Source organism: Nocardiopsis sp. CNT312 (assembly GCF_000515115.1).
Lineage (GTDB): Bacteria > Actinomycetota > Actinomycetes > Streptosporangiales > Streptosporangiaceae > Nocardiopsis.
Genome location: NZ_AZXF01000023.1, coordinates 48330 through 75227 on the forward strand (window position 1 = coordinate 48330; position 26898 = coordinate 75227).

Genomic DNA, 26898 nt, shown 5'->3' on the forward strand with positions numbered 1-26898 from the left:
CAAGAACGTCCGAGATGGTTGAAATCTGTGCGTAACGGGAAGAACGTTTCCCCACGTGAACGGAGGGATTGGATGGACCGCGTTCGTAAGGCAGTCATCTCGGACTGGGCCGGTGTGCTCACCACACCGCTCCCCGACTCCATCGCCGCCTGGCTCGAATCCGAGGGCATCGACGGCGACCACTACCAGCAGGCCATGCGGCCCTACTTCGACGGCAGCCTGGAGGACAACCCCGTCCACGCGCTGGAGCGCGGCGAGATCGACACCGCCGGGTTCGAGCGCGAGATCGCCGCCCTGCTCCGGCTCGCCGACGGCGGCACCGTCGACGCCGAGGGCCTCATCCATCGCATGTTCTCCCGCTTCGACCCGGTCCACGAGATGTACGACACGCTGCGCTCGGTGCGCCGCACCGGCCTGAACACCGCGCTGCTGTCCAACTCCTGGGGCAACGGCTACCCACGCGAGCACTTCGCGGGGACCTTCGACGAGGTGGTCATCTCCGGTGAGGTGGGGATGCGCAAGCCCGAACCCCGGATCTACCTGCACACATGTGAACGCCTGGGCCTGTCCCCACGGGACTGTGTGTTCATCGACGACCTCGAGCACAACGTGCGCACCGCCGAGGAACTCGGCATGGTCGGCCTGCTGCACACCGACACCCACGCCACCCGCCGGGAGCTGAGCCGCCTGCTGACCATCGACGCCTCCGTCTTCGAGGGCACGCCCGCGGCCTGACACGCCCCAGGTGCGGGCACCCGGGATTCCTTGGGACACTCGTGGTGTCCGTCGAGTTCCCGGAGAGCCCATGTACGTCTTCCTGCCCAGCACCGTCCCCGCCCTCGCCCGGGCCCTGGAGGAGGGGAGTGTGCCGGTCGGCCCCGCCTTCACCGCCGCCCCCGGAGCCGGGGCCGACGAGGAGGAGGCCGACTACGGCGCCATGTACGCGGCCGCCGAGGAGTCCCTGGCGCTGCTGGCAGCCGACCCCGGCGCGCCCCGGCGCCGGGTGGTACTCGCCGCGAACCTGCCCGATCGCGCCGTCGAGCCCGCGGGCGGCGCCGGCCCCGGCGTGCTCCGGGTGCGGCTCAAGGGCCCGGTGCCCTACAAGCGCCTGGCCTCGGCCCACGTGGACGACGAGCGCGCCGCCGACGACATCGCCACGGCGGCGGCCGACCCCGCCTCCGGTGCCGCCGAGGACCGCGAACTCATGTGGTTCGCCGTCCAGGAGCTGCGCTACCTCGTCGGGGACGGGCGGACCTGACGTTTGCACCGCGGCGACCGCGTCCGGTGCACGGAGCGGCGCCTCTGCCCGTGGCACCGGTGTTCACTGCGGTGTCGTCCGCACCGGAGCGGGTCCAGGCCCAAACGGGGACGGATCGGCCTGGCCCCGCTCCGGTACGGACGACACCGCCACGGATCAGAGCCCCGTGCGCGCGAGGTCCGCGGGTGCGTAGCGCGCACCCGCGGCCGGGGCGAGAGCGTCCAGTCGGCGCATGGCCTCCGGCGGCAGCTCCACCGTGTCGGCCCCCGCGTTCTCCTCCACCCGGGCCACCCGCCGCGTCCCCGGGATCGGCGCGATGTCACCGCCCTGTGCCACGATCCAGGCCAGCGCCACCTGGCCGGGGGTGGCACCCGCCTGTTCGGCCACAGCGGCGACCTCGTCCACCAGAGCCAGGTTCCGCTCGAAGTTGTCCTTGGTGAACCGGGGCGTCGTCCTGCGGAAGTCGCCCTCGTCCAACTGGTCGGGGGAGCGCAGGGCACCGGTCAGGAAGCCCCGCCCGAGCGGCGAGTAGGGCACGAACCCGATGCCCAGCTCCCGCAGGACGGGCAGCAGCTCCTCCTCGGGCTCGCGCGACCACAGCGAGTACTCCGTCTGCACCGCTGCGACGGGATGCACGGCGTGCGCGCGCCGGACCGTCTGCACCCCCGCCTCCGACAGCCCCACATGGCCGATCTTGCCCTCGGCGACCAACTCCGACAGCGCGCCCATCGTGTCCTCGATCGGCGTGCCCGGGTCGACCCGGTGCTGGTAGTACAGGTCGATGCGGTCGGTGCCCAGACGGCGCAGCGACCCCTCGACGGCCGCACGTACGTTGTCGGGACGGCTGTCGAGGACGTTGGGTCCTCCGCCCGAGTGCGACACCAGGCCGAACTTGGTCGCGACCACCACGTGTCCGTGCCGACCGCGCAGAGCACGGCCGAGAAGCTCCTCGTTGGCGTAGGGGCCGTAGATCTCCGCCGTGTCGATCATGGTCACGCCCAGGTCCAGCGCGCGGTGGACCGTCCGGATCGCCTCGTCCTCGTCGCTGCCGGCCCCGGTGTAGTAGTCCGACATCGACATGGCACCCAGGCCGATACGGCCGACCTTCAGGTCTCCCAGTGTGGCTGTGCGCACGACAGGATCCTCTCTCTCGGTGTACGGGTCAACGGTTCTCGTCTGCTGCGGCGGGCTCGCCCGCGGACGAGCCCGCCGGGGAGTGGCGGCGCAGGACCAGCCACAGGAGCGCGCCGGCGGCGACGAGGAGGACCCCGTCCACGGCGACCGCGGTGTGGATGCCGGGCATCTGCTCGCTCCCCGTCGCCTCCGCGCCCACCACCGCCGTGAAGACGGCGCTGAACACGGGGATGCCGATCGCGATGCCGACCTGCTGGCTCTGCGTGGCCATGCCGGTGGCCATCCCCTGCATGTCGGTACCCACAGCCGACGTCGCGATCACCATGAACGCGAGCATCGCCGTCATCGAGAAGACGGCGTTGACGAACTGGGTGGCGACCAGGGGGAGGACCCACTCCGGTGTGGCGGGCATCACGAGCATCGGCAGCATGAACGCGCCCTGGCCGACCAGGGAGAGGCCGAGGAGGGTGTGGGGCGGTATCCGCTCGATCAGGCGCGGTCCGATCATCCCGCCGAGGATCTGCCCGATACCGATGCCCAGCAGGACCAGGCCCGCCACCAGGGGGGAGAACCCCAGGACGTTCTGTACGTACAGGCCGGTGAAGAAGATCAGGGCGGTCTCCCCGCCGAAGATGAACAGGGCGGACATGTTGCTGAAGGCGACCTCGGGGCGGCGCAGGATGCGGACCGGTACCAGTGCCTCCTCCGTACGCGATTCCACGACCCAGAAGGCGGCCAGGAGCACCACGGCCAGGCCCATCGCCAGGACCGGGAGCGCGCCGAGCCCGTTCTCGGCCGCCTGCGTGATGCCGTAGACCCCGCTGAACAGGCCGGTGGTGATGAGTACGGCCCCGGGGACGTCCAGGGTGCCGCGCCGCTCGGCGCGGCTCTCGGCGACCACGGCGGAGACGACCACGACCGCGAGGAGGGCTACGGGGATGTTGATGAAGAACGCCCAGCGCCAGGACAGCGTGTCGGTGAGGACGCCGCCCAGGACCGCGCCGACGCTGAAACCCGAGCTCATCATCACGCCGTTGAGCCCCAGCGCCCTTGCGCGCAGGCCCGGCTCGGTGAAGGTGGTGGTCAGCAGCGCCAGGGCCGCCGGGGTGACCGCCGCGGTCGCCAGCCCTTGCAGGGTCCGCGCCACGAGCAGCAGCTCCGGCGACGTCGCAAGGCCGCCGACCACCGATGCCACGGCCAGGATCAGCATCCCGGTGACGAAGATGCGCCGACGCCCCAGGTAGTCGCCGACGCGGCCGAAGACCAGGGTGCACCCGGCGGCGCACAGGGCGAAGGCCGTGGTGATCCATTGCAGGTTGCCCGCGCTGAAACCGAGGTCCACGCCGACCCGTGGAAGTGCGACGTTGAGGATGGAGAAGTCGGCCGCCATCAGGAACTGCGAGGCGAGCAGCACGATGAGGACGACGACTTGACGGCTGGTCATCTTGGTTGGCGACGCCGATTCCGTCGCCCTTTCGGTGGTCATGCCACCACAGTCGTACGGCACGTCGGACTCAGCCAGCCCCCGGCCGTGGGTAGCCCCGCCATGGCTGACCACGACAGGGTCAGGTTCGGCTGTTGACCACCGTGCGCCGGACGCGTTGTGTTCGGTGTGACGGCCTCTCCGCCGAACCCGGGGCGACGCTCCGGGGCACCGGGGAAACCGTCCGCTTTCCCTCCGCCGTGCGGGTGGCGGAAACAGGCGTGTGTGAGCATGGAGGGGTGGACGATCACATGAACGTGGATCTCGGGAACTACCTTCGCCGTATGCGCGAGCGGATCCAGCCGGAGGAGATCGGCCTGGCGACCCGTGGGCAGCGCCGGGTCCCGGGGCTGCGGCGGGAGGAGGTGGCCGCGTTGGCCGGCGTCAGCCAGCCCTACTACACCCGCCTGGAGCAGTCCCAGGTACCGCACGCCTCCCCCTCGGTCCTGCTGTCGATCGCCCGTGTCCTGGAACTGAGCCAGGACGAGCAGGACTACCTGCTCAGGATCGGTACACCAGCCCCGTCGAGGCAGTCGAGGGAGCCGGTGCCCGACGAGGTCAGCCCGCACACCCGTGTCCTGGTCGAGTCGTTGAACGACGTCGCCGCCGCCGTGCTCAACCACAGGTGCGACATCCTGGCGTGGAACCCGCTCTACCACCGGCTCATCGCGCCGCACCTGGACGTGGCGGCACCCGGGTCCCCGGAGACCCGTCCCAACGTCATCAAGCTCAACTTCCTGGACGAGAACGTGCGGGGCCTGTACGCCGACTGGTCCCTGGAGTCGCTGTACAACGTCTCCTACCTGCGCTACATCGCGGCGGGGTACCGGGGCGACCCGCGGTTCGCGGAGCTGGTCGGCGACCTCGCCATCCAGAGCCCGGAATTCGTCCGTCTGTGGACGAGCCAGCACGTGGCCAACTGCACCGACGGGGAGAAAGCCCTCGACCACCCGGTCGTGGGGCGGATCACGCTGAAGTACCAGACCGCGGCCCTCCAGGACGGCCACCTGCTCAAGCTGTACTTCACCGACCCCGGCTCCCCCGACGAGGCCGCTCTGCGCCTGCTCGGCATGGACATGGAGGCGGAGCGGCCCGGCCCCCCGTGAAGGGGAGGCCGGAGACCGCGGGTCCCCGTGTGCGCCCGCCGAGGGGCGCACACGGGGACCCGGTGGCCCTCAGACCACCCGGACGGCCATGACCCCCCAGCTGAACCCGGACCCGGCGGTCGCGATGACGACCGTGTCTCCGCGGGAGAGCCGGTCGCCGCGCTCCAGGTCCGCCAGGGCGAGGAAGGGGTCCACCCCGCCGAGGTGGCCGTTTTCTTCGTAGGTGAACACGCTTCGGTCCGCGTCCGCCCCCATCGCCCTGAGGTAGTCGCGGTGCAGGTCCTGGTTCCCGTGGGTGACCAGGTAGTAGGCGACCTCGTCCGCCGGAGTCCCGGTCTCGGCCAGGACCGACTCGGTCAGCTCCGTGAAGTTCGCGGTGAAGGCGTCGCCCAGCCCGTCGCGTTTGGCGGTGCGCTCGACCCGGACACCCCCCGTGGTGGTCTCGCCGTAGTAGTAGTCCACCCACACCGGATCGGTGCGCAGGGCGGAGCCGCGGATCTCGTACCGCGCCTCCTGGGAGAGCAGGACCGCCGCCGCGCCGTCGGCGAAGTTGAACAGCTCCACGTAGCCGGTGCTGTAGTCGACCAACTGGCTGAGCCGGTCGGAGACGATCACCAGTGCCGCCCGGTGCTTGCCCGCTTTGACCTGTTCGTCGGCGATGGCCAGGGCGGCGGTGCCCGCGTTGCAGAAATTGGACAGCTCGTAGCAGTGCGCCCGGTGGATGCCCAGTTCCAGGGCGATCTTGGCGGCGGGGGACCAGAACGGCGTCCCCCACTCGCTGGACCCGGCGTAGACGACGAGCCCGATGTCCTCCGGCGGCACCGGGTTCTGCGCCAGGAGTTTGGCGGCCGCGTCGCGTCCGATGCTCCACGCGCTCTGCTCCGGGGAGAGGACGGAGACGCTCCCGCTGGGGACGATCTCGCGGATCTTGTCGACGCCGACGCCGGACCTCCGGCTCATCTCCTCGACGCCGAGGGTCTCGTGAGGTATCTCGATGGTGAAATCGGTGATGCCCATGGTCGCTCCGATGTGTTCTGCGGGGGCTGCTAGACGTACTCCACGACGGAATGGGGGACATAGGGCTTGGTCAGTTCGGCGACCTCGCCCTCGTCCAGGACCACGTCCAGCGCGGCCACGGCGTCGCGGAGGTGGCCGCTCTTGGTGGCGCCGATGACCGGAGCGGTCACGGCGGGCTGCTGGAGCAGCCAGGCCAGGGCGATCTGGGCGGGCGGGACCCCGCGGCGTTCGGCGACGTCGGCCACCGCGCGGGCCACGGCGCGGTCGGCACGCTCGGTGGGGCCGTAGAAGCGCTCCTGGATCGGGTCGCCCTCGGTGCGGGCCGAGCGCGCGTCCCAGTCGCGGGCCAGCTTCCCCCTGGCCAGTGGGCTCCACGGGGTGACCCCGACCCCCTCCTCCGCGCAGTAGGGCAGCATCTCCCTCTCCTCCTCGCGGTTGATGAGGTTGTAGTGGTTCTGCATGCTGACGAAACGTGTCCACCCGTGCAGGTCGGCGACGTACTGCGCTTTGACGAACTGCCAGCAGTGCATGGAGGAGGCACCGATGTAGCGGACCTTTCCCGCCCGGACCACGTCGTGGAGCGCCTGCATCGTCTCCTCGACAGGGGTCTCGTAGTCCCACCGGTGGATGATGTAGAGGTCGACGTAGTCCGTGCCGAGCCTGCGCAGGCTGGCGTCGAGCTCGCGCATGATGGCCTGCCGGGACAGCCCCTTGGCGAGCGGGCCGTCGTGCATCGCCTCGTAGACCTTGGTAGCGATGACGACGTCCTCACGCCTGGCCTCGCGTGCGATCGCTGCGCCGAGGAACCGCTCACTGGTGCCCAGTGAGTAGATGTTGGCGGTGTCGAAGAAGTTGACGCCCAGGTCCAGCGCCTCGGCGATGAACCGGGCCCCCTCCTTCTCCGGCAGCGACCACGGGTGGGTTCCCAGGTTCGGGTCCCCGTAGCTCATGCACCCCAGGGCCAGGCGGGACACCGTGAGCCCGGAGGAGCCCAGTCGTGCGTACTCCACCGCGTCCCCTCAGTCCTGGATCTCGGTGAGGCGTCCCCAGGAGGCGATGTCCTCGTCCAGGGGGATGGCCAGGCTGTCGAGGTACATCGCCGTCATGGCGCAGTGGCCGGTCAGGTGGGTGACCTCGGCGATCTCGTTCTGGGTGTAGTGCCGGTTCAGGGCGCGGAAGGCCGCTTCGCCGGCCCGGTGCCGGAGGATGCACTCGTCCACGTAGTGGACCAGGGCGGCGCGGTCGTCCTCCATGCGGGCGAAGTCGCCCTCCTCGATGACCGCGATCTCCTCCTCGCTGAGCCCGGCCTTCAGGGCCAGGGGGTAGTGCAGCCGCCGCTCGAACTCGCTCTCGCGCAGCTTGGCCACACGCAGCACGATGACCTCGCGCACGAGATCGCTCAGCAGCCCGACGGTGAAGGAGGCGCCCAGTGCCAGGTGCGGAGCCGCCGAACCCCGGGTGAGCAGCAGTGCCCGGGTCAGGTTGGACTGGAACTTCTCATAGACGGCGAGCTCTTCCGGCGACATGTCGGAAACCTCGGTCAGGGTGACGCGAACGGACATCTCCGGTCTCTCTTCCTGTGGTGTCGCGAACGACGGTGGGTGGGTCAGCCGTGGGCCGGGGCCAGGGGCACCGGGACGGAGGCGGTCTCCGGGGACCGCAGGGTGTTCCGTGAGATCAGGCGTCCGAGCCCTTCCACACGGTCGGTCGAGGTGCCGCCCGACAGCGGCAGGAGGGCGTCCAGGTGTCCGTCGGGTCTGACGACCAGGGCAGACGCGTGTCGGCCGAGCCTGGACAGCAGGGCCCCCGGCGGCCGTCCGCCCAGGTCCGTGATCTGGACGCCGTCCACCGTCCGGCGCACCGCGTCGACGAAGGCCGCCCACCGGCCGAACCGGTACTCCAGCCCCGGCCAGAGCAGGACGGTGTACCGGTCCACGGCCAGGACCGGCGCGGTGTCCGAGGGGCGCCATCCCAGGGGCAGGCGCTCGCCCGGCGTGAACCCGCGCCGGACGGTGCGCCGCCCGTAGTGGGTGTCCAGTTGGGCCAACCGGGGCGCCAGGGAGCGCTCCAGCACGCGGGTGGCGGTCCCGAGCCGGTATGCGGTGTCGCGGACCAGTGTCTGGGACCGCCGCGCGTACAGCCCGATCCGGGCCAGGCGGGTCGACAGGCCGGCCACCTGGTCCACGGCGGGGCGGCGCTCGGTGTCGTAGCTGGACAGCAGGTGCGGCCGGTACCGTCCCCCGGCCACCCCCGCCAGCTTCCACCCCAGGTTCACCGCGTCCTGGATACCGGTGTTCAGCCCCTGCGCCCCGGACGGGCTCATCGCGTGGGCGGCGTCGCCCACCAGGAACACCCGGCCCCGGGCGTAGGTGTCGGCGGATCGCACGTGCGCCGTGAAGACCCCGCTGAAGCGCATGCCCCCGAGCCTGCGCTCCCCGGGCACCCGTTCCCGGAGCAGCCGTTCGAAGAAGGCGCGGTCGACCGTCTCCTCCCCGTAGCCGTCCGGAACACTGGCTCCCACCCGGAACACGCCGTCGCCCAGCGGGGCGAGCACCATGTTCCCCGAACGGGTCAGGTAGTAGGCGGCCTCGCTGCTGGTGCTCTCGCCGATGATCTCGGCGTCGGTGATGGCGAGCCGGGTGCGCATGGAACGTCCGGCGAACCCGAACCCGAAGGCATCACGCACCGTGCTGCCGTAGCCGTCGGCACCGACCACCCAGGAGTAGGCGCAGCTCCTGGTCCGACCGTCCGGACCGGTGATGCGGCAGGTCACGCTGTCGGATGACTGCTCGCCTCCGACGAAGGTGCGGTCGTAGCCCACCGAGCCGCCCAGGGAGGCGAGGTGCTCCTCCAGGATCGCCTCGGTACGCCACTGAGGGATCGTGATGGCGAACGGGTATCCGGCCCCCCGCAGACGGTCGAACCGGACCAGGCCGATCATGCGCTTCTCGGAGTAGTAGTTCATCTGGTCGAAGTAGTGGCCGCCCTCCACGAGCCGGCCGGCCACCCCCACGCGGTCGAGCAGTTCCAGGACGCGCGGCCACAGGATCGTGGCACGCGAGTGCGGGCTCTCCCTCTTGGTCTTGGAGATGATCTCCACGTCCACACCGGCGTGCAGGAGTTCGCACGCCAGCACGAGTCCGACCGGCCCTGCCCCCACGACGAGGACGCGGGGGCGGTGCGCGCCCTCCTCCATCGGTCCCCCCTCAAGCGCCGACCGCTTCGAGCCGGTGGACGGTGGCCTCGCTCCGGAAGCAGCCCTCCACCCGGTCCAGGAACTCACGGACGCAGTCCTCCTTCATGTGCTGGTCGATGGCGTCCTGGTCGGCCCACTCCTCGACCAGGACGACGGTGTTGTCGCGGCCCTGGGAGAGGAAGGCGTCGAAGCGCAGCGCGCCCTCCTCCTCGATGGTCCGCGCGGCCAGGTCGCGGAAGGCGGCGACCGCGGTGTCGAAGCGCTCGGGGCGCACGTCGAAGACCACGACGATCTGGATGCTCATAGGAGTGCGTTTCCCTTCGGTGCGAGAGTGACGGCGGGTGGAGCGGGCAGGTCGGCTGAGGCGTCCTCGCAGGAACGGGGGTCGACGTCCCATTGGAGGAGGGAGACGGTCGGCGGGCCGTACCCGCCGGTTCCGATGTCGACGCAGGCGGCACGGCAGGTACCGACCATCCCGGAGTGCCGCGCCCCCTGGAGCGCTCGGGCCAGGAGGTCGAGGACACCGCCGTGGGTCACCACCAGGACGGGCCCGCCCCCGTGTTCCGACGCCGCCACACGGCCGAGGCCGCGGGAGAAGCGGGCGAGGGCGGCGCGGCCGCTCTCGCCGCCCGGGGGCGCGAACCCCGGGTCGGACCGCAGCCGGTGCAGGACGTCCGGGTGTCGGCGGGAGAACTCGCCGCGTTCCAGGCCGTCCACCGTCCCGAGGTCGCGCTCCCGCAGTTCGGTGAACACGGTGTGCGTCAGGTCCAGACGGCGGGCCGCGGCCCGTGCGGTCTGCACCGCTCTGAGCATCGGCGACGAGTAGACGGCGGTCCACCGTCCCGGGGTCAGTGACCGCGCGACCCGCTTCGCTTGGATCCTGCCCTCCTCGTCGAGGGGGGCGTCGCTTTGGCCCTGGAAGCGGTTCTGCGCGTTGAGCGGGGTCCGGCCGTGGCGGACCAGTGCGGCGCGCACGCGCTCAGCTCCCGGCCCGCAGCGAGAGCAGGGCGGAGGCGGTCTCTCCGATGCTCAGCTCAGGGGTGATGACGCCCTCGGCGATGCTGACCCCCAACTGCTTCTCCAGCAGGAGGGCGACCTCCATGAGGGCCAGGGAGTCCAGGTAGAGCTCTTCGAACCTGGCCTCCGGGGAGATCTCCTCGGGCGGGACCTGGTACTTCGTCGTCAGGATCTCGGAGATGAGCTCTGTGATGGGCATGGGTGTCGCTCCTTCGCGGCGCGTGGCCGGGGCCGGTGGTGGGGAAGGTCTCAGAGAGAGGGCAGTTCGGGCCAGGTGAGGGTGGCGGCTCCCCAGGTGGCGCCGCCTCCGAACGCGGCCAGCAGGACGCGGTCGCCGCGTCCCAGCCGCCCTTCGGCGGCACTGTCGGCGAGGGCGAGCGGGATGGAGGCCGCGGCGGTGTTGCCGACGCGTTCGATGTTGGATACGGCCCGGTCGGAGTCGATGCCGAGCCGTCCGGCCACCGCCCGGAGGATGCGCATGTTGGCCTGGTGGCCGACGAACCAGTCGACCTCTTCGATCGTCCATCCGCTGGTGCCGAGGACCTTGAGAGAGGTCTCGCTCATCTGCTGGACCGCGTGCTTGAACACCGGCTGGCCCTCCATGCGGAAGTAGGTGTCCCCGAGGGCGGGGGGCCGGCCGGAGGCGCGCTGCTCGGCGCCGCCGCCCGGGACCGTGATCAGGTCGCGCAGGCTTCCGTCGCTGCCGGTGTCGAAGTCCAGGACCGCGCCGTCCTCGGACCGGTCTCCGGCGCGCAGGGCGAGCGCTCCCGCGCCGTCACCGAAGATGGCGACCGTCGAGCGGTCCTCGGGGTCGAGCAGGGTACTGAAGGACTCCGCGCCGATCACGACGGCGCTCCCGGCCGTGCCGGCGGTGATGGCGGCCGTCGCGGTCTGGAGCGCGTAGACGAACCCGGAGCAGACCGCGGAGACATCGAAGGCGGAGGCGCCGACCAGCCCCATGCGGCTGGCCACGGTCGGCGCGGTGGCGGGACAGAGCCGGTCGGGTGTGGTGGTCGCGACCACGACCAGGTCGACCGAGTCCAGGCCGGCCTGCTTCATGGCCCGGGACCCGGCTTCGGTGGCCAGGTCCCCCGTGGAGGTTCCGGCCTCCACGACATGGCGCTGGCGGATACCGGTGCGGGTACGGATCCATTCGTCGGAGGTGTCGAGGCGTTGTGCCAGTTCATGGTTGGTGACGACTCGGGGCGGCAGGGCGCCGCCCACGCCGGTGACGACCGCTGTGGGTCCCATGGCTCTCCCTACGTTGTCAGGCGGTGCGCAGCCGGTGTGCGACGGCGCAGTCCACGTGCACTCCGCCGAGGTCGCCGACGATGTCCGCCGTGCGCCAAACGGCGTCATCCGTCTCCAGGAGCAGGGGGTGTTCGATGGCGGTGTCCACACGGACCCCGTGTCCGGTGGGGCGGTCTGGGCGCGCGGCCGACATGGCGGTCCGGCGCATCCACAGGGTGTCGCTGTCCGAGCGCCGTATCCCGTCCAGGTCGTAGAGCATCACCTGCGCCAGTTGGAGCGCGGTGACGAAGGCGTCGACCATGGTCACCGACGGCTGGTGCGCCGCTTCGAGACCGCTGGTCGGCCAGGGGTGCGGGCCGTCGCCCGTGAGGGCGAGGTCGGCCTCGGCGCGCAGCCCGCCGGGGTCGATGGACACATTGCGGATCTCCTGGCGCCGGGACCGGAACCCCTGACCGAAGTACCGCCGTTCGGCGGGGCCGAGGAGGGCGTCGGGGGAGGCGTGGATGTGTTCGCCCGGTACGGGGGCGGTCTCCGGGTGCACCACTTCGCACCTGGTCCGCATCGTTCCGACGGTGCAGTCCACGAGGGAGACCCACAGGGAGGGGTCGTCCCGCGAGGGCTCGCGGCTGCGCCGTACGGCGTGTGCGCGGAGGTCACCCAGGTCCTCCATCGGTGTGGTTCCGGCCGAGATCCTGACGGAGCGCAGCCAGGCCCGCTCCGTACCCGCCGGTCCGTCTCCGGCGACGCAGAGTTCGCTCAGTTCAGCGGCCGTCACCAGTCCGTCGATCGTGCTGAAGTGCGGGGGCAGCTGCCCTTTCGCGCCTTTCTTCGACCAGTCGTCCGGGTAACGAACCGCCAGTCTGGAGGCGACTCGGACATCGTTGGTGACATCTGTGGTCCGTGTGACTCGGATGTCGGTGTGTTCGTAGGAGACCCGTCGGAAACCTTTTCCGAAGAATCTCTTTTCGCTCGGGCCGAGTTGGTCGTCCACGGAGGAGAGGAAAGTTGGGGTCGATACAGAATTCACTGGTCAGCCCCGTTCGCGCTTGCCATGGCTGCTCTTTCCCCGTTTCTCCGGTGCCGGGGCCTGATCGCGCAGGTGAGTCGGGCGGTGCACGTCCGGCGTCCGGTGTGGTCGGTGATGACGATCTCGTAGCTGGCGGTCGAACCGCTCTCGTGGAGTGGGGTGCAGATTCCGGTCACCGTTCCGGACGAGGCCCACCGGTGGTGCGTGCACGACAGTTCGGTGCCGACGGCGTTGCCGCCCTCGCCGGCGTGCAGGAAGGCCGCGAGGGAGCCCAGTGTCTCCGCCAGGACGGCGTTGGCTCCGCCGTGCAGGATGCCTAGGGGTTGGTGGTTGCCCCGGATCGGCATCGAACCGACGACCCGTCCGGGTCGGCAGACCGCGATGTCGATCCCCATGCGGTGGACCAGTTGCTCCGGCTCGGCCCCGTGTTCAGGAAGGAAGGATTCCAGTGTTGCTTGCGTCACTTCACATCCCCATTCTTGGCCCGCGAGGGCATGGGTGAGGAAAAGGATCTTGGTGAGGAGTTATTCGCTTCGCCCCTATTTGCGATGCATATCCTGGGTCCCAGTAATTCCCCGAATGCTTGGATCTCAGTACAGCAAGCGCTCTGGTCGAGTGTCAAGGAAGCGGTTGCGCTTGGCACAATGCTGCCAAATTTTCATCGCCCCCAAGACCGCCTTGTGTCTTCCGGGAGCTTCGTGTAGACATGCTTTGTCCGATCCTCTGTGTGGTCAGACGTGCTGCTTTTCGCCACGGCGAGAAAGTGGCGCAGGTCACAAACATTGGTTTGGGAAGTGCGGTTGTGTTGGAAGGGACGGCCGATCTCCGTGCGTAACTTAATTTTATTTTTCAGTTAACGAAGCGGCGAAATTCTTCGCAGGGGGATATCGTGAACAGCTCGATGGGTGGAGCGCACCTGCTCACCCAAGAGGACCGCGACCTTCTTGTCCTTCTGGCCGAGTGCACCAGCGACGAGCAGATCGCCCGTCGCGCGCTCATGAGTGTGCGGACGGTACGCCGCAGGATCGCCAGGATCATGGCCCTGCTCTCCGTCAACAACCGCTACGCGCTGGGCATCGCCGTGTCCAGCCTCGACCTGGTCGCCTACCGCGAAGGCGCCGACAAGGTGCTCGTGGGATCGGCCAGACCCTAGCCGTCCAGGGCCGGGACACGGACCGGCTCCGCTCCGTGGCAGCCCTGACCCGCTCCACGGTTTCCCCGCCGGCGAGGGCCCGCCTTCCGTGAAACCCGCCGGAAACCGGGCTGTCGATCACTGCTTCGCGTGCTCGGGCGTCGGGAAGGGCGTGGCGTGTCCGGGAAGGCCGGTGCTTCGCCGTGCGGACGGGCGGCGGGACGGGGGAGCGGTGCCCCCGGGGGAGCGGGACGCGGGGCCGGGAGATCCCCCGGCGCGCTCGCTCGGAGCCGGTGGGGCGGTGTGCCGTCAGTGAGGGGCGGGTGCGAGGTGGATGTCGCCGCCCACGCCCTCGGCGTCCGCGGCCCCCAGCAGAGCCCCGACCAGCCCGGGGAAGCGTTCGTCCAGGTCCTGGCGGCGCAGCGTGACGAAACAGCGGGTGCCCTCCTGGCGGGTGCGGGTCACCCCCGCGTCGCGCAGCACCCGCAGGTGGTGGCTGAGCGTGGACTTGGCCACCGGTGCCCGCAGTTCGCCCCACCCGCGCTCGGTGCCGTCGGCGAGCAGCCGCACGAGCCCGATCCGCAGCGGGTCGCTCAGCGCCGCCATCACGTCGGGTAGCGACAGTTCCTCGGTCGCCGGATGGTGTGCGTTTCTCATGGACCCATGCTAGCTTGTTCGATGTTCGACGAACAACGAACAAAGGAGTTGGGTTGACCGAGCCAGAGCACCACCAGCACACGGGCCTCCACGGGCGGGCCGCCATCGTCACCGGCGCCGGATCGGGTATCGGCCGCGCCGCCGCGATCGCCCTGGCGCGCGCCGGAGCCCGCGTCCTGGGGGTCGGCCGCCGCAGGGAGGCGCTTCAGGCCACCGCCGACCAGCACCCCGGCATCGCCGTCCACCCCGCCGACCTGCGCGACCCCGACGCCCCCGCCGGGGTGGTCGAAGCCGCGGCGGAGCGGTGGGGACGTATCGACGTCCTCGTCAACAACGCCGGTGCCACCGTGATGATGCCGCTGGCCGAGACCGGTGCCGACCGCGTCACCGCGCTGTTCGCGCTCAACGTCACCGCCCCCAGCCTCCTGGCCGCCGCGGCCCTGTCGCACCTGCGCGAGTCGAGCGGGACGATCGTCAACGTCTCCAGCACCTACGGCCACCGGCCGCTGCCCGGAGCCGCCCACTACGCCGCCTCCAAGGCCGCCGTCGAGCAGTTGACGCGCAGTTGGGCGCTGGAGCTGGCCCCCGAGGGCGTGCGGGTCAACGCCCTGGCACCGGGGCCCACCGAGAGCGAGGCCCTGTCGGCGGCCGGGCTCCCCGAGGCCGACGTCGCCCGGGTCAAGGAGGCCGAGGCCGCGCGGGTCCCGCTGGGCCGCCGCGGTGAGCCCGACGAGGTCGCCCAGTGGGTGCTGCGGCTCGCCGACCCGGACACCACCTGGCTCACCGGGCAGGTCCTCACCATCGACGGCGGCCTCGAACTCACCTGAACCCGGGACCGGCGTCGGGGTTCGCCCCACGACGGTCTTTCGGGTCGGGGTTCGCCCCGGGGCGAACCCCGACCTTGCCAGAGCTCCGCGCTACCGGGAGTAGTGGTACGCGGGTACGGACGCGGTCCCGGTGAACCGGGGGCCGTGCGGACGGGCGGCGCCACGGGCAGGGGAGCAGTGGCGCCGCCCAACGACACGGATACGGGGTCAGCGGATCCCGTGGCTCACCCGTCTGGCGTCGATGGGCACCGTGCCCCGGGCAGGCCGGCCCCCGCGTCGTCGCCGCCGAGCCCCCGCAGCCAGACGCCGCTGTCGGCGGCGCAGGCGTCCATCCGGTCCAGGGGGTGTGCTACTTCGTCGAGGGCGGCCAGGCGTAGCGGTACGCGGGTACGGACGCGGCCCCCTCGACGTGGTGTGCCGCTTCGCCGAGCCGTGTCCAGTCCAGGCGCTCGTACAGGCGGATCGCGGCCCGGTCCTTGGCCATCACGTCCAGGACGAGGGAGAGGCCGTGGTCGCGGGCGTGGTCCATGGCCGTCCGGGTCAGCCGTTCACCCAGGCCCGCCCCGCGTTCTTCGGGGAGGACGTACAAGCGGGCCAGCACCGCGACCCGTGAGGGGTCGCCGCCGGTGTACGCGGCCCACATACGGGCGGCGTCCTCGCCGCCGGGGCCGCTGAGGCCGATCTGGCCGACCGCGCAGCCTCCCACTTCGGCGACCCAGGAGTGCCGGAGTCCTGGGAAGTCCAGCCAGGCACGCGGGTCGGCCACACCCTCCACGGGATAGCCGTCCCTGGCGTGTACCTCCACCAGCGCGGACGCGAGTGCGGGCAGGTCGGCGTCGGTGCGCGGGCGTATCCGTGCCTCTCGGGGCATGTCAGTCCTCCACCGGCATGTCGTAGTCGAGTCCCCCGAGGTCGGCACGCATCACGAAACGTGTCACCTCGAAGGGGTGCCCCTCCTGATCGATTCCCGTGTGCAGGATGTCGATGACCGGGACGCCGCCGGGGACGCGCAGACCTTTCGCTTCGCGGGGGGTCGGCATCCGAGCGGTGATCTCCTCCCGGCTCCGGCTGATGCGATGGCCCAGTTCCTCGAAACGTGCGTACAGGCTTCCGTTCCCCAAGCGGGCGGAGGTCGCCAGGACCCCACCGGAAGCGATTTCCCAGGGGATGTAGGTGATGCCGACCTGCACCGGATCCTCCCCCGTGTCGTCGCCGGAGTAGTACCAGTTCTCCCGGCGTACCACCGTCGAGCCTTCCGTGAGGAGCCCCAGCCTTTCGGCGACGTCGCTCGGCGGGGCGACCCGTTCGATGGATGCGCAGTCCACCCGGGCGGTGAGGCCCTGCTTCGCGAGTTCGGCGCGGTACGGAGACAGCCCGGTCTCCTGGCGCAGCCGCCGGGAGTACCGCTCCCCGCCGAATCTCAGTAGGTGCCGCCTCCTGCGGACGAAGACGCCTCGCCCGTGCCGGGGGTCGACGAGCCCCTCCTCAGCGAGAATCCGGACGGCTTCCCGCGCTGTGTTCCGCGCGGTGCCGTACCGCCTGGCCAGTTCCCTCTCCGAGGCCAGCCTCTCGCCTTCCCCCAGCTCTCCGGAGACGATCGCCGCGCGCAGATCGTCAGCGATACGTCGACTGGGCAGGCGGGATCTGTCGGTGTCCTCATCCATGGCCCCAGTCTACGAACTGGCTTGAGCCAGGGTCTTGACTGGCTTAAGCCAGTGATGTTCTCTGGGGTGGGTCACCGCGGTGGCGGACGGTGACCAGCCGTGGATGGTGAGTCATAGAAGGGGCTCTCATGGCTGATGAGGTCGACTGCGCGGCGTGTGGTGGTACCGGAAGCTTCGTGACCGCCTCGGACGGGCGGAAGAAGGGTTGGGGAAAGGACAAGGAGATCCACACCTGCCAGGAGTGTGGTGGCCTCGGGAAGGTGCGTCGATGACAGACCTCGGCGGTAGGCACGCCGATCTCGTGAGCCGTCTGGACACCACGGACGCGATCCGGGCGGCCTTCGCCGACCACCCCCGCCACCTGTTCATCCCGGACCTGGTGTGGCCCACCCCCCAGGGGCTGCCGCTGGTCCGAACGGCTGACCCCGAACGGTGGGCCGCCTACGTCTACGACGGCGATTCGGTGGTCACACAGGCCAACGACGGAGGGAACGGCCTGGTCAACACCCCCAGTTCGTCGTCGTCCGCCCCCCAGTTGATGGCGGACATGATCGAGGCGGCACGGATCGGCCCCGGAATGCGCGTTCTGGAGATCGGTACCGGAACCGGCTGGAACGCGCGCGTCCTGGACTCCCTGGTCGGTCCGACCGGGAGTGTCACGTCATTGGAGATCGACGCCGACGTGGCCGCACACGCCCGCAAACGGCTCTCGGGAAGCCGTGTGGAGGTCGTGCACGGCACAGAGGCACCCGGGACGGGTTCCTACGACGCGATCATCGCCACATGCTCCGTGAGCCGGGTCCCCGCCGCGTGGATCGAACGTGCGGGCGAGGACGCGCCGATCGTGGTCCCCTGGGGTCCGCGCTCGGACTCGCACGCCAGCCCCGTCGCCGTGCTGCGCCGTACCGGTCCGAGGAGCGCGGCCGGTCCGCTGACGTGTGAGGCGTTCTTCATGCGCGACCGGACCCAGCGCGTTCCCCTCGGCGGATTTCCCGGGATGGGGTGCGACTCCGCCTCGACCCGGGTCGTGCCGTTCACCCCGGACGACCTGGTCGAGGACGACCTGCTCACCAGGGTCATGCTCATGCTGCCGGGGGTGCGGATCGGTGTGGGCGGCCGTCCGTTCGGCGGCGGTCAGGGCCGCATCGTGTACATGGGCACGGCTGATTCCTCGTGGGCCTACCTGTGGCCGGACGGGGCGGTCCACTGGGGTGGCCCCACGCCGTTGGCGGACCGGCTGCGCGGAGCCTACGAACTGCTGGGGGAGCACGGCTGTCCGGGCCTGGGCGCGTTCACCCTCGAAGTTGACGCGGACGGCCCCGTGTGCCGGGTGCGCGCGCCCTTCGGCGCGTGGGAGCACCCGGTGTAGAACGGAGCATCCGGCCGTGCGGACGGGCGGCGCCACGGGCAGGGGAGCAGTGGCGCCGCCCAACGACACGGACGGGGGTTCAGGAGATCCCGTAGCTCACCCGTCTGGCGTCGATGGGCACCGCGCCCCGGGCAGGCCGGCCCCCGCGTCGTCGCCGCCGAGCACGATAAGCGAGCCTGACCATGCTGCTGGAGTTGCGTAAGTCCTCCTACTCCACGAGTGGGGAGAACTGTGTGGAGGCCGCTCCCATCCTCACGTTCCGTCAATCTTCCTACTCCACGAGTGGAGACAACTGCGTCGAGGTCGCGGACCTGCCCACGGGCGCGGCCCTGCGCGACTCCAAGAACCCCGGACCGGGCTTCCTGCCCGTCGGGGCCGCCGGAGTGGGCCGCCTTCACACGGGCGGCCGCGGGCGACTGACACCGGGGCGACTGACCCCGTGATCGACCACCGGTCCGGCCGGAACCGCGGTCCGGTTCCGGCCGCCGCCGCCCGCTCCGGAACACCCGTACGGCACAATGGTCGCGTCCGCACCGTCGACCGGGGGAGTCCGTCATGAGCCGTTTGGTGCTGTGGAACGTCGACTACACACTCCTCGACGCGGGCCGGGTGATGCGGGCCGCCTACGCCGAGGCCTTCGAGAAGGTCACCGGAGAGCCCCTGGTCTACCTCACCTCCTTCGAGGGCCGCACCGACTCGGAGATGTTCTTCGAGTTCTGCGCGCGCAACGACACCGACGCCGAACCCGACGCGGCCACGCTGGAGCGCTTCCTCACCGAACTGGAGGGGGCCTTCGTCCGGCGCGAGGACGAGCTGCGGGACAAGGGCCGCGCCATGGACGGAGCCCAGGCCGCCCTGGCGGCCGTGGCGGCCATGCCCGACACCGTGCAGACCGTGGTCAGCGGCAGCACCCGTACCACCGCCACCGCCAAACTGCGCGCCTTCGGCCTGGACCCCTACCTGGACCTGTCCGTGGGCGGCTTCGGCTCGGTCAACTACCCCAAGTCGAGCCTCATCCAGTCCATCCGCCTGCACGCGGCGGGGGAGGGCGCTCGGGCCTACACCGAGCGCGAGACCGTCTTCATCACCAACGCGTTTGCCGACGTGCGGGCCGCGGTCATCGGCGGCGCGGTCCCCGTGGGTGTGCTCACCGGGTCGGCTACCGAGGGTCGCCTGCGCGAGGCCGGGGTCACCGAGGTGCTCAAGGACCTCACCGACGCCCGCGCCGTGACCAGGGCGATCCACCAGGTCACGGCGGTCTAGCCGGGTGCGGTCGGTTTGTGCCCATTTTTCGGGCGAAAGCGGTGAGACACGTAGTACATCCCAAAAAGACAACGAATCGTGTCGTACAGACGTCATCGGTGTGTAACGGTGTTGGTCCTGTTCTCCCCCGTCGAAACCAGTAGCCTGGTGCCTTGGTGGGGCCGGGACAACGGTGTTCCGGTCGCTCCGCCGACACACAGTCTGTGCGCACAGACCCATGTCCGCCATCGCTTCCGCACGCCCAGACGCGTTCACGGAAGTTCACACAAGTTCACAGTCCGCACGGTCGAGACATCCCCCGATCGCATCCGCGACGTTGCTCACAAAGGAGTGAGAGCCATATGAACGGGCAAACCGACGTCATCCTCCAGGACCTGCTCGGCGACGCGGCCGCCAAGTGGTCTCCAGGACCACAGGCCGGCCCCGAGGACGCCGACGCCATCCGCCGCTTCCTCCCCCTGTACTACCGGCACGCGGACCTCGACGAACTCGTCGAGCGCACCCCGGACCAGATCTGCGGAGCCGCCGCGGCCCACCGCGCCTTCGCCGACCAGCGGCCCACCGGCCGCGCCAAGGTCCGCGTCTACAGCCCGACCCTCGAACAGGACGGCTGGGAGCTCCAGGCCAGCGTCCTCGAAGTGGTCACCGACAACGCCCCCTTCCTCGTCTCCTCCGTCACCATGGCCCTCGACGAGCTCGGTGCGGGCGCCAAGCTGATCATCCACCCCCAGCTCACCGTCGGGCGCGGCCTGGAGGGCGACCTGCGCGAGATCGACCCCGAGATCGGCGGCGCCGGCCTGCTGCCCGTCGACGAGTCGTGGATGCACATCGAGATCGACCGCCAGCTCGACCCCGAGCGGATCAAGGAGATCACCGACCGGGTCGAGAGCGTCCTGGACGACGTCCGCTACGTCGACGAGGACTCCGCGAAGATGGCCGACCGCGCCATCCGGGTCGCCGACGAACTGGCCTCCCAGCCCGACCGCCTCGCGTTGGGCGGCGTCGACCCCCGTGAGATGGGCGAGAGCGTCGACTTCCTGCGCTGGATCGCCGGACGGCACTTCACCTTCATGGGCTACCGAGAGTACGCCCTGGTCACCGACGACAACGGTGACGAGGCGCTGCGGCCCGAACCAGGGACCGGCCTGGGCCTGCTGCGCATGGACTCCTCGGCCTCCACCAGCTTCGCCGTCCTGCCGCCGGAGATCCGCGCCAAGGCCCGCGAACCCTTCATCCTGGTCCTCACCAAGGCCAACTCCCGCGCCACGGTGTACCGGCCCAAGTACCTCGACTACATCGGCGTCAAGAAGTTCGACGCCCAGGGCCGGATCATCGGCGAGCGGCGCTTCCTGGGCCTGTACACGCCCCGCGCCGACAGCACAAGCATCTCCCAGATCCCGCTCCTGCGCCGCAAGCAGGCCGAGGTGCTGTCCCTGGCCGGGTTCGAGGCCGACAGCTACGACGGCAAGGACCTCGTCGAACTGCTGGAGACCTTCCCCCGCGAGGAACTCCTCCAGATCCCGGCCGGCGAGCTGTACAGCATCGTCCGCGGCGTCCTGCGCCTGCGCGACCGGCGCGGCACCAAGCTGTTCATGCGCCGCGACACCTACGGCGGCCGGTACATGTCCTGCTTCGTGTACATGCCGCGCGACCAGTACAGCACCCGTGTGCGCCTGGACATCCAGAACGTCCTCGCTGAGGCGTTCCAGGGCGCCTCCATGGACCACAACGTGATGATCGGCTCCGCGCCGCTGGCACGGCTGTACTTGGTTGCGCGCGCTCGGCACGGACAGACCCTCGCCGACATCGACCAGGTCGCCCTGGAGGAGAGGGTCCGCGAGGCAGCCCGCTCCTGGGACACCGACTTCGACGCCGCCCTCACCGAGCGCTTCGGCGCCACCAGGGCCACCGAGTTCAAGGACCGCTACGCCGCGGGCATGAACGAGGCCTACCGGGTCGACAACCCCCCGGAGATCGCCGCTGGCGACATCGCGGCCTTGGAGCGGCTGATCGGCCGGACCGGGCCCGACGAGCGCCGGGGCGAGTTCTGCGCCGAGCTCTACCGGCGCGGCGAGGACGCCGACGGCTGGCGGTTCCGCCTCTACCGGATCGGCGACCCCGTGTCGCTGAGCCGGATGCTGCCCGTCCTGGAGCACCTGGGCGTCGAGGTCGTCGACGAGTGGCCCTACGACATCACCGTCAAGGACGTCGGCCGCGTGTGGATCTACGATTTCGGCCTCGGCCCGATCCCCGCCTCCGACCTGCCCGCCGAACGGCTCACGGAGCTGTTCGAGGACGCCTTCGACGCCTCCTGGCGCGACCTCGGCGAGTCCGACCCCTTCAACGCCCTCGTGGTACGGGCCGGACTCGACTGGCGCCAGCTCAGCGTCCTGCGCGCCTACGCCAAGTACCTGCGCCAAGCCGGGGCCACGTTCACCCCCGACTTCCTGGCCGACGTGCTCTGCTCCAACGTCTCCATCGCGGGACTGCTCGTCGAGCTCTTCGAGACGCGCTTCGACCCCGACCGCGCCGATGAGGGCCGCGACGAGCAGGCCGACGCACTGGTCGGCAAGATCGAGGCCGAGCTGGAGTCGGTCGCCAGCCTGGACCACGACCGCATCCTGCGCTCGTTCACGGCGGCCATCACCGCCACCCTGCGCACCAACCACTACCAGGGCCACCCCTACCTGGTGCTCAAGCTCGACCCGAGCGCCATCCCGGACCTGCCCCAGCCGCGGCCGCGGTTCGAGATCTACGTGTACTCGCCGCGCGTGGAGGGCGTGCACCTGCGCTTCGGGTCGGTGGCCCGCGGCGGCCTGCGCTGGTCGGACCGCTTCGAGGACTTCCGTACCGAGATCCTCGGCCTGGTCAAGGCACAGATGGTGAAGAACTCGGTGATCGTGCCCAGCGGCGCCAAGGGCGGGTTCGTCTGCAAGCGCCTGCCCAAGGACGGCACCCGCGAACAGGTGGGCGCCGAGGTCGTCGCCTGCTACGAGCAGTTCGTGGGCGGCCTGCTCGACATCACCGACAACCTGGTCGACGGCCGTGTCGTCCACCCCGACCGCACGGTTCGCCACGACGCCGACGACTACTACCTGGTGGTGGCCGCCGACAAGGGCACGGCGACCTTCTCCGACATCGCCAACGAGATCTCCCACAAGCGCGGTTTCTGGCTCGGCGACGCCTTCGCCTCCGGCGGTTCGGTGGGCTACGACCACAAGGCCATGGGCATCACCGCGCGCGGCGCCTGGGAGTCGGTGACCTACCACTTCCGCGAGATGGGCGTGAACGTGCAGGAGGAGCCGTTCACCGTCGTGGGGATCGGCGACATGTCCGGTGACGTTTTCGGCAACGGAATGCTGCTGTCCAAGCAGATCAGGCTGGTGGCCGCCTTCGACCACCGCGACGTCTTCCTGGACCCCGACCCCGACCCGCAGGCCTCCTGGGACGAGCGCGAGCGCCTGTTCCGGATGCCGCGCAGCACCTGGTCCGACTACGACCCCGGGCTCATCTCCGAGGGCGGCGGCGTGTACTCGCGCTCGCTCAAGTCGGTGCCGATCAGCCCGCAGGTCAGGGCCGTGCTGGGTATCGGTGACGAGGTCACCTCGCTCACCCCCGCCCAGCTCGTCCAGCACATCCTCACCGCCCCGGTCGACCTGCTGTGGAACGGCGGCATCGGCACCTACGTCAAGGCGAGCACCGAGACGCACGCCGACGTCGGCGACAAGGCCAACGACCAGGTTCGTGTGGACGCCGACCAGGTGCGTGCCAAGGTCGTGGGCGAGGGCGGCAACCTGGGCCTCACCCAGCCCGCGCGGATCGAGTACGCGCGCGGCGGCGGGCGGATCAACACCGACTCCATCGACAACTCCGCCGGCGTGGACACCTCCGACCACGAGGTGAACATCAAGATCATGCTGGATCGCGAGGTCCAGGCCGGACGGCTCTCCCGTGAGGAGCGCGACAGGCTGTTCATCGACATGACCGATGAGGTCGCCTCGCTCGTCCTGGACACCAACTACGCGCAGAACACGGTGCTCTCGGCGGCGCGCAAGCAGGCCTCGGACATGCTGCACGTCCACGGCCGGTACATGCGCCACCTGGAGCGCAGGAAGGTCCTCAAGCGCAAGCTGGAGGACCTGCCCTCGGACAAGGCGCTCGCCGAGCGGCGCGCCGCGCGCCAGGGCCTGACCGGGCCGGAGTTCTCGACGCTGCTGTCCTACACCAAGATCGACCTCAAGGACGAGGTGGAGGCCTCGGACCTGCCCGACGACCCCTACCTGGCTGACACGCTGACCGGCTACTTCCCCACACCGCTGCGCTCCGACCGCTTCGCCGAGGGCGTGGCCTCGCACCCGCTGCGCCGGGAGATCATCGTCAACCAGGTCGTCAACCAGATGGTCAACCGCTCCGGGGTGACCTTCGCGTTCCGGCTCAACGAGGAGCTGGGGTCGGGGCCGGCCGACATCGCCCGCGCCTTCCTGGTGGTCCAAGAGGTGCTGCGCCTGCCCGGGTACTGGGACGAGGTGGAGGAGCTGGACCACCGGATCTCGGTGCGCAACCAACTGTCGCTGCTTCTGGAGATCCGCAAGCTCGCTGAGCGCTCCGCGCGCTGGCTGCTGCGCAACCGCACCTTCCCCTTCGACATCGCCGGTGAGATCGGCTACTTCGCCGACGGGGTGGGCGAGATCCTGCCGCGCCTGGCCGACCTGGTCAAGGGGCGCGACCGGGAGGCGTTCCTCCAGCGGCGGGACCGGTACGTGTCGATGGGGGCACCGGAGGGGCTCGCTGAGCGGGTGGCCGTGATGGTGCCCGCCTACTCCACCCTGGACCTGGTGGAGATCGCGCACCGCACAGGCCGGCCGGTGGAGGAGGTCGCCGAGATGTACTTCGAGCTCGCCGACCGGATCAACATCAGTTGGTGGCGCGAGCGGATCATCGACCTGCCGCGCGACGACCGCTGGGGCACGATGGCGCGCTCCTCGCTGCGCGACGGCCTCTACGCCGCCCACGCCGACCTCACCGCGCGCGTGCTGGAGTCGGGCCGGGCCGACTCCGCCGAGGAGCAGTTCCGGGTCTGGGAGGAGGAGAACCGGGAGCGGGTGGAGCTGGCCGGGATCACCCTCTCGGAGATCCAGGAGAGCGAGCGCTTCGACCTCACCACGCTGTCGGTGGCGCTGGAGTCCGTCCGCTCGCTGGTCGACTGAGGAAGGCCCGGGGACGGTCCGGCCCCGCACCGGTGGCCGGGCCGTCCCCGGCCGCCGGTCCTCCTCGGTGATCATCCCGGCCGACAGACCCTAGACTGGGCGCGTGGCAGAAATGGACCCAGCAGAGAAGATCAAGGAGCTCGCGGCGACCCTCGCGAGCGTCACCTCAGTCCTGGACATGGACGCTATGCGCACGGAGATCGCGGAGCTGCGCGAGCAGTCCGCCGATCCCGAGCTGTGGTCGGACCAGGCCAACGCGCAGAAGGTGACCCGGCAGCTCTCCAGCCTGGAGTCCATCGTCACCAAACTCGAAGGGGTGGAACAGCGCCTCGACGACCTCGGCGTGCTCTACGAGCTCGCCGCGGCCGAGGAGGACGCCGACACCCGCGCGGAGGCCGACCGCGAGCTGGAGCAGTTGCGCAAGGAGATCGGCGAGCTGGAGGTGCGGACCCTGCTCAACGGTCCGCACGACGAGCGCGAGGCCCTGGTGACGATCAACTCCCAGGCAGGGGGGGTCGACGCCGCCGACTGGGCGCAGATGCTCCAGCGCATGTACCTGCGCTGGGCCGAGCGGCACGGGTACCCCACCGAGATCTACGAGACCTCCTACGCGGAGGAGGCGGGCATCAAGTCCACGTCCTTCGCGGTCAAGGCGCAGTTCGCCTACGGCACCATGCGCGGTGAGCACGGCACGCACCGCCTGGTGCGCATCTCGCCGTTCGACAACCAGAACCGGCGCCAGACGTCGTTCGCGGGCGTGGACGTGGTCCCGGTCGTGGAGCAGAGCGACCACATCGAGATCGACGAGTCCGAGCTGCGCGTGGACGTGTACCGCTCCAGTGGGCCCGGCGGCCAGGGCGTGAACACCACCGACTCGGCGGTGCGCATCACCCACATGCCCTCCGGCATCGTCGTGTCCTGCCAGAACGAGCGCTCGCAGTTGCAGAACAAGGCCACCGCGATGTCGATGCTCCAGGCCAAGCTACTGGCACGCAAGCAGGCGGAGGAGCAGGCGGCCCTGGACGAGATCCGCGGCGACTCGGTGAGCAGCTGGGGGACCCAGATGCGCAACTACGTCCTGCATCCGTACCAGAACGTGAAGGACGTGCGCACCGGTGTGGAGACCGGCAACACCTCGGGTGTGCTGGACGGCGACATCGACGAGTTCATCGACGCGGAGATCCGCTGGATGCGCAGCCGGGAGAGGAACGACGGGCGGTAGCGGTCGACGTCTGCTTGGTACCGCTGAGGCTCCGGTTCCCGTATGGTGAGCCGTATCCCAATGGTGATGATCGTGGCCGACGGACCGGGATGAAACGGATATACATGAACGTTATCATCGGTTGATGTCTCCGATATGCTCGGGTCCGTCGCACGACCGTCCCATGGCCGGGCGAGTGTGGCACGATCGGGACAATCCGGGCCGCTTACGCCTCTACACTGTCGTTGGCCGTGTGGCCGGTACGATCCCGCGGGGGAGTCACGCTTCGACGCGGTTGCCCATACCTTCGAGAACCTTGTGATGCGCCTGTGATCCACTTCGACAACGTCACCAAGGTCTACACGACCCAGAAACGCCCCGCGCTCGACGGTGTTTCCATCGACGTAGACAAGGGCGAGTTCGTCTTCCTCGTCGGCCCGTCCGGCTCCGGCAAGTCCACCTTCCTGCGGCTGGTGCTCAAGGAGGAGAAGCCCGACAAGGGACGCGTCCACGTCGCCGGCAAGGACCTGGCGCGCCTGTCCAACTGGAAGGTGCCCCACCTGCGGCGGCGTATCGGCTGTGTCTTCCAGGACTTCCGCCTGCTGCCCAACAAGAACGTGTTCGAGAACGTGGCCTTCGCCCTGGAGGTCATCGGCAAGCCCCGGCGGTTCATCCGCAAGGTCGTGCCCGAGGTCATCGAACTCGTCGGCCTGGAGGGCAAGGCCGGGCGCATGCCCAACGAGCTCTCCGGCGGTGAGCAGCAGCGTGTCGCCATCGCTCGCGCCTTCGTCAACCGCCCGCAGATCCTGCTGGCAGACGAGCCGACGGGAAACATCGACCCGGCGACCTCCATCGGCATCATGAAGGTGCTGGACCGAATCAACCGCACGGGAACCACCGTCGTCATGGCGACGCACGACGCCGCCATCGTCGACTCGATGCGCAAGCGCGTGATCGAACTGGAAGAGGGCCTCGTGGTTCGCGACCAGACGCGCGGCGTCTACGGCCAGGCGTACTGACCTTCCCGCGCTCGGTGCCGGCCGCCGATCGTCGCTGCGAAGACCGGCGCGGCGAAGCTCCCAAGGATGG

25 protein-coding genes and 1 pseudogene are annotated in these 26898 nt (G+C 70.0%); 11 read left to right on the forward strand and 15 right to left on the reverse strand.

What is annotated here, in order from left to right; translation table 11 throughout:
- Nucleotides 1-72 precede the first annotated feature (72 nt).
- Entirely contained in the window at nucleotides 73-735 is a 663-nt protein-coding gene (locus B042_RS22950; RefSeq protein WP_036554753.1) for an HAD family phosphatase, read from the forward strand.
- A gap of 70 nt (nucleotides 736-805) precedes the next feature.
- Nucleotides 806-1258 (forward strand): DUF6912 family protein, encoded by a 453-nt coding sequence (locus B042_RS0111725; protein WP_028648451.1) that lies wholly within the window; start codon nucleotides 806-808, stop codon nucleotides 1256-1258.
- A gap of 156 nt (nucleotides 1259-1414) precedes the next feature.
- Here B042_RS0111725 and B042_RS0111730 read toward each other — a convergent pair whose 3' ends face one another.
- Together B042_RS0111730 and B042_RS0111735 are read right to left on the reverse strand one after the other, a co-directional pair.
- The gene (locus B042_RS0111730) at nucleotides 1415-2392 is read right to left on the reverse strand and encodes an aldo/keto reductase (RefSeq protein ID WP_036554756.1); all 978 of its coding nucleotides are present in this window, start codon (nucleotides 2390-2392) and stop codon (nucleotides 1415-1417) included.
- 28 nt (nucleotides 2393-2420) lie between these two features.
- Nucleotides 2421-3836, reverse strand: coding sequence for an MFS transporter (locus B042_RS0111735; protein WP_155989037.1), 1416 nt, complete (start codon nucleotides 3834-3836; stop codon nucleotides 2421-2423).
- Between the two features lie 290 nt (nucleotides 3837-4126).
- Between B042_RS0111735 and B042_RS0111740 the strand changes: the two genes are divergently transcribed.
- On the forward strand, nucleotides 4127-4981 hold the full coding sequence (locus B042_RS0111740) for a helix-turn-helix transcriptional regulator (RefSeq protein ID WP_036554757.1): 855 nt from the start codon (nucleotides 4127-4129) through the stop codon (nucleotides 4979-4981).
- Nucleotides 4982-5050: 69 nt separating this feature from the next.
- On the opposite strand, the gene B042_RS0111745 is transcribed toward B042_RS0111740, so the two are convergent.
- From B042_RS0111745 to B042_RS0111790, 10 genes are read right to left on the reverse strand one after another with little or no spacing between them, the layout of a single operon-like run.
- On the reverse strand, nucleotides 5051-5998 hold the full coding sequence (locus B042_RS0111745) for a 3-oxoacyl-ACP synthase III family protein (protein WP_036554760.1): 948 nt from the start codon (nucleotides 5996-5998) through the stop codon (nucleotides 5051-5053).
- Between the two features lie 29 nt (nucleotides 5999-6027).
- Complete coding sequence (locus B042_RS0111750) at nucleotides 6028-7008, reverse strand: aldo/keto reductase (protein ID WP_028648456.1); 981 nt, start codon at nucleotides 7006-7008, stop codon at nucleotides 6028-6030.
- A gap of 9 nt (nucleotides 7009-7017) precedes the next feature.
- Nucleotides 7018-7560, reverse strand: coding sequence for a carboxymuconolactone decarboxylase family protein (locus B042_RS26095; RefSeq protein ID WP_028648457.1), 543 nt, complete (start codon nucleotides 7558-7560; stop codon nucleotides 7018-7020).
- 44 nt (nucleotides 7561-7604) lie between these two features.
- Entirely contained in the window at nucleotides 7605-9194 is a 1590-nt protein-coding gene (locus B042_RS22955) for an FAD-dependent monooxygenase (RefSeq protein WP_051415645.1), read from the reverse strand.
- A gap of 10 nt (nucleotides 9195-9204) precedes the next feature.
- A complete protein-coding gene (locus B042_RS22960) occupies nucleotides 9205-9498 on the reverse strand; it encodes a putative quinol monooxygenase (protein ID WP_051415646.1) in 294 nt (97 codons plus the stop codon).
- Nucleotides 9495-10169, reverse strand: a complete 675-nt coding sequence (locus tag B042_RS22965; protein WP_051415647.1) for a histidine phosphatase family protein — start codon at nucleotides 10167-10169, stop codon at nucleotides 9495-9497. The genes B042_RS22960 and B042_RS22965 overlap by 4 nt, the downstream gene beginning before the upstream one ends.
- Before the next feature lie 4 nt (nucleotides 10170-10173).
- Complete coding sequence (locus B042_RS0111775; RefSeq protein ID WP_028648458.1) at nucleotides 10174-10410, reverse strand: acyl carrier protein; 237 nt, start codon at nucleotides 10408-10410, stop codon at nucleotides 10174-10176.
- A 50-nt stretch (nucleotides 10411-10460) separates the two neighbouring features.
- Nucleotides 10461-11462, reverse strand: a complete 1002-nt coding sequence (locus B042_RS0111780; protein ID WP_028648459.1) for a beta-ketoacyl-ACP synthase III — start codon at nucleotides 11460-11462, stop codon at nucleotides 10461-10463.
- 16 nt (nucleotides 11463-11478) lie between these two features.
- Nucleotides 11479-12489, reverse strand: coding sequence for an AvrD family protein (locus B042_RS0111785; protein ID WP_036554762.1), 1011 nt, complete (start codon nucleotides 12487-12489; stop codon nucleotides 11479-11481).
- Nucleotides 12486-12953, reverse strand: coding sequence for a hotdog fold thioesterase (locus B042_RS0111790; protein WP_028648461.1), 468 nt, complete (start codon nucleotides 12951-12953; stop codon nucleotides 12486-12488). The genes B042_RS0111785 and B042_RS0111790 overlap by 4 nt, the downstream gene beginning before the upstream one ends.
- Before the next feature lie 425 nt (nucleotides 12954-13378).
- On the opposite strand from B042_RS0111790, the gene B042_RS0111795 reads away from it, so the two are divergent.
- Nucleotides 13379-13642: a LuxR C-terminal-related transcriptional regulator gene (locus tag B042_RS0111795; protein ID WP_028648462.1), complete on the forward strand. Its 264-nt coding sequence runs from the start codon at nucleotides 13379-13381 to the stop codon at nucleotides 13640-13642.
- Between the two features lie 288 nt (nucleotides 13643-13930).
- Here the strand turns inward: B042_RS0111795 and B042_RS0111800 are convergent, their stop codons facing one another.
- Nucleotides 13931-14278, reverse strand: a complete 348-nt coding sequence (locus B042_RS0111800) for a helix-turn-helix transcriptional regulator (RefSeq protein ID WP_028648463.1) — start codon at nucleotides 14276-14278, stop codon at nucleotides 13931-13933.
- Between the two features lie 53 nt (nucleotides 14279-14331).
- Here B042_RS0111800 and B042_RS0111805 point away from each other — a divergent pair, with 53 nt between their 5' ends.
- A complete protein-coding gene (locus tag B042_RS0111805) occupies nucleotides 14332-15105 on the forward strand; it encodes an SDR family NAD(P)-dependent oxidoreductase (protein WP_028648464.1) in 774 nt (257 codons plus the stop codon).
- 349 nt (nucleotides 15106-15454) lie between these two features.
- Here B042_RS0111805 and B042_RS0111810 read toward each other — a convergent pair whose 3' ends face one another.
- Both B042_RS0111810 and B042_RS0111815 read right to left on the reverse strand, forming a co-directional pair.
- Nucleotides 15455-15976, reverse strand: a complete 522-nt coding sequence (locus B042_RS0111810) for a GNAT family N-acetyltransferase (protein ID WP_028648465.1) — start codon at nucleotides 15974-15976, stop codon at nucleotides 15455-15457.
- Nucleotide 15977: 1 nt separating this feature from the next.
- Nucleotides 15978-16769 carry a GntR family transcriptional regulator gene (locus tag B042_RS0111815; RefSeq protein WP_028648466.1) on the reverse strand — a complete coding sequence of 264 codons (792 nt, stop codon included), beginning with the start codon at nucleotides 16767-16769 and terminating at the stop codon, nucleotides 15978-15980.
- A 268-nt stretch (nucleotides 16770-17037) separates the two neighbouring features.
- Between B042_RS0111815 and B042_RS0111820 the strand changes: the two genes are divergently transcribed.
- From B042_RS0111820 to ftsE, 6 genes and pseudogenes are all read left to right on the forward strand, one after another.
- Nucleotides 17038-18138 (forward strand): methyltransferase domain-containing protein, encoded by a 1101-nt coding sequence (locus tag B042_RS0111820; RefSeq protein WP_028648467.1) that lies wholly within the window; start codon nucleotides 17038-17040, stop codon nucleotides 18136-18138.
- Nucleotides 18139-18320: 182 nt separating this feature from the next.
- Nucleotides 18321-18558, forward strand: a pseudogene (locus B042_RS22970) (DUF397 domain-containing protein).
- Nucleotides 18559-18693: 135 nt separating this feature from the next.
- A complete protein-coding gene (locus B042_RS0111830) occupies nucleotides 18694-19401 on the forward strand; it encodes an HAD family hydrolase (protein WP_197024276.1) in 708 nt (235 codons plus the stop codon).
- A 341-nt stretch (nucleotides 19402-19742) separates the two neighbouring features.
- Nucleotides 19743-24608 carry an NAD-glutamate dehydrogenase gene (locus tag B042_RS0111835; RefSeq protein WP_028648469.1) on the forward strand — a complete coding sequence of 1622 codons (4866 nt, stop codon included), beginning with the start codon at nucleotides 19743-19745 and terminating at the stop codon, nucleotides 24606-24608.
- 112 nt (nucleotides 24609-24720) lie between these two features.
- Nucleotides 24721-25830, forward strand: a complete 1110-nt coding sequence (gene prfB, locus B042_RS0111840) for a peptide chain release factor 2 (protein WP_369797698.1) — start codon at nucleotides 24721-24723, stop codon at nucleotides 25828-25830.
- Nucleotides 25831-26138: 308 nt separating this feature from the next.
- A complete protein-coding gene (gene ftsE / locus B042_RS0111845; protein WP_028648471.1) occupies nucleotides 26139-26828 on the forward strand; it encodes a cell division ATP-binding protein FtsE in 690 nt (229 codons plus the stop codon).
- Nucleotides 26829-26898: the final 70 nt, after the last annotated feature.

Coding starts and splice junctions, on each gene's coding strand:
- B042_RS22950 (WP_036554753.1), top strand. CDS start 73: ATGGACCGCGTTCGTAAGGCAGTCATCTCGGACTGGGCCGGTGTGCTC.
- B042_RS0111725 (WP_028648451.1), top strand. CDS start 806: ATGTACGTCTTCCTGCCCAGCACCGTCCCCGCCCTCGCCCGGGCCCTG.
- B042_RS0111735 (WP_155989037.1), bottom strand. CDS start 3,836: ATGACCAGCCGTCAAGTCGTCGTCCTCATCGTGCTGCTCGCCTCGCAG.
- B042_RS0111740 (WP_036554757.1), top strand. CDS start 4,127: ATGAACGTGGATCTCGGGAACTACCTTCGCCGTATGCGCGAGCGGATC.
- B042_RS0111745 (WP_036554760.1), bottom strand. CDS start 5,998: ATGGGCATCACCGATTTCACCATCGAGATACCTCACGAGACCCTCGGC.
- B042_RS26095 (WP_028648457.1), bottom strand. CDS start 7,560: ATGTCCGTTCGCGTCACCCTGACCGAGGTTTCCGACATGTCGCCGGAA.
- B042_RS22955 (WP_051415645.1), bottom strand. CDS start 9,194: ATGGAGGAGGGCGCGCACCGCCCCCGCGTCCTCGTCGTGGGGGCAGGG.
- B042_RS22960 (WP_051415646.1), bottom strand. CDS start 9,498: ATGAGCATCCAGATCGTCGTGGTCTTCGACGTGCGCCCCGAGCGCTTC.
- B042_RS0111775 (WP_028648458.1), bottom strand. CDS start 10,410: ATGCCCATCACAGAGCTCATCTCCGAGATCCTGACGACGAAGTACCAG.
- B042_RS0111780 (WP_028648459.1), bottom strand. CDS start 11,462: ATGGGACCCACAGCGGTCGTCACCGGCGTGGGCGGCGCCCTGCCGCCC.
- B042_RS0111800 (WP_028648463.1), bottom strand. CDS start 14,278: ATGAGAAACGCACACCATCCGGCGACCGAGGAACTGTCGCTACCCGAC.
- B042_RS0111810 (WP_028648465.1), bottom strand. CDS start 15,976: ATGCCCCGAGAGGCACGGATACGCCCGCGCACCGACGCCGACCTGCCC.
- B042_RS0111815 (WP_028648466.1), bottom strand. CDS start 16,769: ATGGATGAGGACACCGACAGATCCCGCCTGCCCAGTCGACGTATCGCT.
- B042_RS0111820 (WP_028648467.1), top strand. CDS start 17,038: ATGACAGACCTCGGCGGTAGGCACGCCGATCTCGTGAGCCGTCTGGAC.
- B042_RS0111830 (WP_197024276.1), top strand. CDS start 18,694: ATGAGCCGTTTGGTGCTGTGGAACGTCGACTACACACTCCTCGACGCG.
- B042_RS0111835 (WP_028648469.1), top strand. CDS start 19,743: ATGAACGGGCAAACCGACGTCATCCTCCAGGACCTGCTCGGCGACGCG.
- prfB (WP_369797698.1), top strand. CDS start 24,721: ATGGACCCAGCAGAGAAGATCAAGGAGCTCGCGGCGACCCTCGCGAGC.